This window comes from Homoserinimonas sp., from assembly GCF_056262345.1.
In genome coordinates this window covers 1-4,248 of sequence record NZ_JBACFR010000296.1, presented here as the reverse complement: position 1 = coordinate 4,248, position 4,248 = coordinate 1, and the positions used below count along the sequence as shown (strand labels likewise).

The 4,248-nt window shown below is 65.5% G+C and carries 5 protein-coding genes; all 5 read right to left on the bottom strand.

Features of this window, described 5'->3' with window-relative positions; all coding sequences use genetic code 11:
* The coding region (locus tag AC062T_RS13390; protein WP_476030811.1) for an ABC transporter ATP-binding protein at positions 1–1,252 on the bottom strand (1,252 nt) is incomplete at its 3' end.
* Positions 1,249–1,884, bottom strand: a complete 636-nt coding sequence (locus AC062T_RS13385; RefSeq protein ID WP_476030809.1) for an ECF transporter S component — start codon at positions 1,882–1,884, stop codon at positions 1,249–1,251. The genes AC062T_RS13385 and AC062T_RS13390, both read right to left, overlap by 4 nt.
* 499 nt (positions 1,885–2,383) lie before the next feature.
* Positions 2,384–3,403 carry an NADP-dependent oxidoreductase gene (locus AC062T_RS13380; protein ID WP_476030807.1) on the bottom strand — a complete coding sequence of 340 codons (1,020 nt, stop codon included), beginning with the start codon at positions 3,401–3,403 and terminating at the stop codon, positions 2,384–2,386.
* 123 nt (positions 3,404–3,526) lie between these two features.
* Positions 3,527–3,985: a Fe-S cluster assembly sulfur transfer protein SufU gene (gene sufU, locus AC062T_RS13375; RefSeq protein WP_476030805.1), complete on the bottom strand. Its 459-nt coding sequence runs from the start codon at positions 3,983–3,985 to the stop codon at positions 3,527–3,529.
* The coding region (locus tag AC062T_RS13370; protein ID WP_476030803.1) for an aminotransferase class V-fold PLP-dependent enzyme at positions 3,982–4,248 on the bottom strand (267 nt) is incomplete at its 5' end. The genes sufU and AC062T_RS13370, both read right to left, overlap by 4 nt.

Below are 4,248 nucleotides of genomic sequence, written 5' to 3'. Positions count from 1 at the left end.
CTTCGGCGAGGTGCGTCAGACGAAGGCGCTCCAGCAGCTCATCGACGCGCTGGGACACCTCCGCGTCGGGGAGACCCAACGCGAGGGGTCCGACCGCGAGTTCTGCGTGAACCGTGCCGGTAAGAAACTGGTGCTCTGGGTCCTGAAAAACGGTACCGATGCGGGTGAGGAGGTCCCGAGACTTCCACTGGATGGGATGCGGGCCAGGGCGGCGCCGCCGACCGGCGCTGTCTCCCCGCTCGATCAGAGAATCGGATGCCACGACGGATCCGGCAGTCGGCGCAAGAAGCCCCGCAAGGGTGAGCCCCAGAGTGGATTTGCCCGCGCCGTTGGGCCCCGTGATAGCCAACGCCTCACCCGAGGCAACGGTGAGGTCGATGCCGCTCTGGATGGCGTGCCCGCGCGTGCGGGCTACCGAGAGGTCCGTGGCGGTGAGAAGCGGCTCCCCCGATGACCGGGGCTGGCGCTGCGGACGGGCCGGCGCGAAACCGGGCACCCACACCCCCGATGCAGACAGGCGGGCTCCCTCGCTGCCGAGCACAGCATCCGGGGTTCCATCGGCGATGATGCCGCCGTCGGCTCCCAGCACAATCACGCGGTTGACCAGCGACTTCCACACCTCGACGCGATGCTCGATCACGATCAGGGTCGATTCGGAGGACGACAGCACCCTAGCGACGGCGTCGCGCACCTCGGCGACACCATCGGGATCGAGGTTGGCGGTTGGCTCATCAAGCAGCAGCAGACGGGGTCTCATCGCGAGCACCCCGGCCAGGGCGAGGCGCTGCTTCTGCCCGCCCGAAAGCTCTGATGTCGAGTGGCTGAGCGGCAGCCTCAACCCGACGGCATCAAGGGCATCGCCGACCCGACTCCAGATCTCGTCGCGCGGCACCCCCACGTTCTCGCATCCGAAGGCAACATCGTCGCCCACCTTGGCGAGGATCACCTGCGAGTCGGGGTCTTGAAGCACGAGCCCTGCGGCACCGCGTGCGCGATCGGCTGCTACCCCGTCGATCAGTAGCTCGCCCGCCGTCTCGCCCTCGTCGGCACCACCGAGCACGCCGGCTAGGGCATGGATGAGCGTTGATTTTCCGGCCCCGGATGCTCCCAGCAGCAGCACTCGCTCCCCCGGGCTGATCTCCAGGTCGATGTTGCGCACCGCCCAGTCGTCTCGGCCGGCATGACGCCATCCCCAGCCGCGGGCACTCACCTGAGCGCCCGCGGCTGAACCCGATGGATGAACGACTGTCATGAACGCCGCCTGGTCGCGCCCGTCGTTGCTTCGCGGCCCGAAGCAAACCGGCTAAGAGCGCCCGTGCGAGCGAGCCCTCTCGCGGCCAACCACGGCAGAACTCCGGCAATCACCGCACCCGAGATCAGAGCAGAGACGATGTACACGGTCGAGAACAGCGTCGCGGCGCCCGGGTACCAATACACCAGATCGTTGATGGCCATCGCCAGCCCCGCGCCCATTCCCGCAAGAACCGACACATAGAGTCGCCAGTTCGAATAAAGAAAAATCGCAAAGATGATTTCAGCACCGAGGCCCTGGACGAGCCCGGAGACCAGCGTGAGCGGCCCCCACGCGTTGCCAACGAGTGCAGAAACCGCCGCAGCGAGCAGGGAGCCATAGAGCGCTGCCCCCGGTTTGCGAATGATCAAACCCGTGAGCACCCCGGCAAAGAGCCACCCGCCTCCCGCGAGGGCCTGCAGGCCGGGAAGAGCCGCTTTGAGGGGCACGCTCAGCGGTTCGTAGGCGACATTCCATACGAGGAACAGCAGGCCGGATGCGACGCCGAGCACGCTGGCGACGACAATGTCGACTACCCTCCAGCGCAGTGTCGGCCGCGTGCGGGGCATGGTGTGAGCGTCGGTCGTTGTCATCATCGTTCTCCTTTTCGCCGTGAGGCGGGCGGTGTAACGACCTGGACGGGGCGGGGCCCCGCATATGCACGCGCGGGGCCTTGCCGGTGGCGCGTCGAATCGCAGCCCCGGGGGCACCTTAGAAGAAATTCAACCGGCATTCGGCTTCCCTCCCTGCGCTGGCATGATCCAGATCAGGTTCGACGGTCGAAGCTTGGAGTAGCTTCCTCTCAGCCCGGCTCACCGGACTCCCGTGTTTTCACCATCAGTCTAGGCCGACTCGCGTCGTGGCGCATCCACGGCCTTCGTCACGTTCGGGATGCAGTATTTTGCCCACTGGGAAAGCTGCGCCCCCGGGACAATACTGGCGCCATGGAAGCAGCCCTCATCATCGCCCTTGTCGTGATTATCACGCTCGGCGTCATCATCGGTGGCCTCGCCGCGATTCAGTTCGTGCGCAACGCCGGTCATCGACACTGAACGCCGCTCAGACCAACCGCCAGCGCATAGCGCCGAGCGCCTAGACGCGCACCACCATCTTGCCCGTGTTGCTGCCCCGCATCATCGCCAGAAACGCCTCGGGTGCGTTCTCGATACCGTCAACGACAGTCTCATCAAAAACGACATCCCCGGAGGTGATCCAGGGGGTCATGTCAGCGGCAAACTCGCCAAATAGACGCGAGTAGTGGTTGACCGTGAACCCCTGCAGCGTGAGGCTGCGGCGGATGATGTTGGCCATGTTGCGGGGGCCAGTGGGCGCCTCGGTGGCGTTGTACTGGGAGATCATGCCGCAGATGGCCGCCCGGCCTCGGTCCTTTAACGCGCCGAGGGCCGCCTCAAGGTGCTCACCTCCGACGTTATCGAAGTAGACGTCGATGCCCTCGGGGGCCGCCTCCCGCAGGCGATGCCGCACGGGTCCCTCGTGATAGTTGAACGCGGCATCGAATCCGTAGCGTTCGCGCAGCATCCGCACCTTGTCGTCCGAGCCTGCAGAACCGATGACGCGCGACGCCCCCTTGAGTCGGGCGATCTGACCCACAGCGCTACCAACGGCCCCGGCTGCGCCCGAAACGAAGACGGCGTCGCCGGGCGCAAGATGAGCGATCTGCGTGAGACCCACCCACGCGGTGAAACCGGGCATGCCGAGCATGCCCAAATAGACGGAGGGCGAAACCCCGGGAATCTCGGCGACGGCCCTGAAGTCAGAGGCTGCACCCTGGGCGATGTCGCGCCAGCCCTGCGAATGCAGGACCACATCCCCCACTCCCAGCGCGTCGGAAGCGGATTCGATGACTCGCCCCACAGCACCGCCTTCCATAACCTCGTCGAGACGGTAGGGAGGGACATAGGAGGGCACATCGTCCATGCGCCCCCGCATATAGGGATCAACGGAGACGAACTCGTTAGCGACCCTCACCTCGCCTGGGCTGAGCGGCGGGAGTTCGGCCGACACCCTGCGGAACGTGGCATCGGTCGGCCATCCCACCGGCCTCTCCGCGAGGTGAATCTGGGTGCTGGTGGCGGGCGCGGACGTGCTCACTGTTCCTCCTCGAACAACAAAAGCAGGCAAGACAACGGATTCCATCGACGCCGAAACATACCGGCCAGTCGGTCTTGTAACTCAGCGACCCTACCGCGCCAGCGAGAGTCTTAGGAAGGAGTCTTACGAAGACTGGGGGCTTGTCGCCTGACGCAGTGCGTCCTCCGCTGCCACCCACGCGAGCATCGCGCATTTGACCCTGGCGATGTAGCGCGAGACTCCGCTGAGCGCTGCGGCATCGCCAAAGACCTCTTCGCTCGGCTCAATCGCTCCTCGCGACCGCATCGCCGTGCGGAACTCGTCGATGCGCTCAGCAAGCATGTCAACGGGCATTCCGTCTCCGACCATCTCGGTGAGCAGCGAGGCCGAGGCCTGCGAGATGGCGCAGCCGTGTCCCTCCCAGTGGAGTGTTGCCGCGCCAGCCTCGTCGAGGTGAACCTCGAGGGTGATCTCATCGCCGCACGTGGGGTTGAGCTGGTGCGAGCTGCCCGCAGCGCCCGCCGCCAATCCGAAGCCAATGGGCGCCCGCGAATGATCGAGGATGATCTCCTGGTAGAGACTTTGCAATTCTGATGAGCTCATGAGCGTGGTCCAAAAAACGTGATGGTGTCGGCGACGCCGGCAAGAAAAGCATCGACCTCGGCCTCGGTCGAATAGACGTAGGCGCTTGCCCTGGTCGACGACGTGATTCCCAGCCGACGGTGCAACGGCTGAGCGCAGTGGTGGCCGACGCGCACCGCGATGCCCCGGTCATCGAGAAACTGCCCGACGTCGTGCGAATGGATGCCGCCGATGTCGAAGCTGGCAATGCCCACCCGCTCGGTTCCCGCAGCCGGGCCCAGAAG

What these genes read in the sequence shown, in the direction of transcription:
- AC062T_RS13385 (WP_476030809.1), bottom strand. Translation starts at nt 1,884, where the DNA reads ATGACAACGACCGACGCTCACACCATGCCCCGCACGCGGCCGACACTG.
- sufU (WP_476030805.1), bottom strand. Translation starts at nt 3,985, where the DNA reads ATGAGCTCATCAGAATTGCAAAGTCTCTACCAGGAGATCATCCTCGAT.